Annotated in this window: 2 protein-coding genes and 1 pseudogene; all 3 read right to left on the bottom strand. The window is 59.1% G+C overall.

The genetic code is table 11. The annotated features are described in order from the left end of the window. Window positions 1-160 (bottom strand): annotated as a pseudogene (locus JV201_RS29710) (glycoside hydrolase family 19 protein); the annotation flags it as partial. 56 nt (window positions 161-216) lie between these two features. Continuing rightward, window positions 217-471 (bottom strand): hypothetical protein, encoded by a 255-nt coding sequence (locus JV201_RS13445; protein ID WP_219407068.1) that lies wholly within the window; start codon window positions 469-471, stop codon window positions 217-219. A gap of 295 nt (window positions 472-766) precedes the next feature. Continuing rightward, window positions 767-1,050, bottom strand: a 284-nt coding sequence (locus JV201_RS13440) for a hypothetical protein (protein WP_219407067.1), incomplete at its 5' end; no start/stop codon positions are given.

The following is a 1,050-nucleotide window of genomic DNA, read 5'->3' as shown; positions in this document are numbered from 1 at the left end:
GCCCGGACTCATGCCCGACCTGGGCAATAAATGCGGCGATGCGCAGTCGCGTGACGATTCCGTACTTGGCCATGGCCACATTCAGCACAGGAACAAAAACGCCGGCTTGGCGGCCGGCGTTCGGGAGGATCTGCAGCAGCTGCTGCTCAGTGATCGGCATGTGTTTCTCCAGACAATAAAAAACCGCTCAAGGCGGCATCGGTGTTCGATTGYGGATCARYCCRCGACAGGMTCGAYMGCGGCGGGCAGCGGGTACCGGGCCTTGATTGCAGCTACGGACGCAAGCCAGGCCGCATAATCCGGTTCGCGACCTTGGCTCAGCGCGTCGTAGTCAGCCTCCAAGCGCAGCGGGTCGGATTCGGACAGGTAGGCCGCACGGCGCAATGACAGCGCGGTGTCGAGGTCYGCTTGCAACTGCTCAGTCTGGCGCTGTTCGGCGGTGATCATCTTGCTGAAGTCGATATTGCTCATGCTGGCAGGCTCACTTTTCCGTCAGGTGGGTCAATGATGTCCGCAGGGAACCGTGCCGAGACAGATGCCTCTGGGCCGCACGGGAACATCAGGGTCAGGACCAATTGCCCGTTGATGCGCGTCACATCGCTGGCCAGGGCATMGCACTTCACCGCCTCAGCCGGGAGCGTGGCRCCTTCTGGCATTGCGCTGAAATCGAAGCGCTCGCCGTTGATGGTCAGTACGTCCGCGCGCCGCACAATCGTCARCGCTTCGCTCGGGTCAATCGGGGCATAGGGTGACAACTTGATTTTCATTAGAACCACCGTCCGATGCAGAGAATTTGTGTGGTGCCGATCGTCTGCGCTGTTGCGCCGTTTCTGTAAACGATCCTGACTGTGTTGGAGTTCACCGAGTAGGAGGTCGTAAACCCGTAAGTATCAAACGTCGACGTTGGAATGCCGGTCGCAACTACCGAGAACGCCGAACTTGCGAACTGAGCAGCAATTTGCATGTTGCCGAAGTCCTTCAGCTGGTTGGCCGTCATATCAACGAGGGTTGTCACTAGGCGCTGGCAGATCATCGTGCCGTCGGCAAACT

This window comes from Pseudomonas sp. Colony2 (genome assembly GCF_019382755.1).
In the GTDB taxonomy this organism is placed as follows: Bacteria; Pseudomonadota; Gammaproteobacteria; order Pseudomonadales; family Pseudomonadaceae; genus Aquipseudomonas.
Note: the sequence above shows the minus strand (reverse complement) of the source record. Positions and strands in the feature narration are given on the sequence as shown.